1 protein-coding gene is annotated in these 246 nt (G+C 47.2%); it reads left to right on the forward strand.

The genetic code is table 11. The annotated features are described in order from the left end of the window. Window positions 1-246, forward strand: a 246-nt coding sequence (locus H5S10_RS00010) for a hypothetical protein (protein ID WP_407657681.1), incomplete at both ends; no start/stop codon positions are given.

Raw genomic sequence — 246 nt, forward strand, 5'->3', positions numbered from 1 at the left:
TACTTTCACTTGCACTCAACGATGTTGAGGCACTTTCGCTGGCGCTTACTGAAGCCGAAGTGCTTTCACTTGCACTCAACGATGTTGAGGCACTTTCGCTGGCGCTTACTGAAGCTGATGTGCTTTCACTTGCACTTACCGAAGCTGAAGTTGATTCACTCGCACTTACCGAAGCAGAGGTACTTTCACTTGCACTTACAGATGCTGAAGTTGATTCACTCGCACTTACAGATGCTGATGTGCTTT

It is taken from the genome of Limosilactobacillus balticus, assembly GCF_014145615.1.
Taxonomy (GTDB): domain Bacteria; phylum Bacillota; class Bacilli; order Lactobacillales; family Lactobacillaceae; genus Limosilactobacillus; species Limosilactobacillus balticus.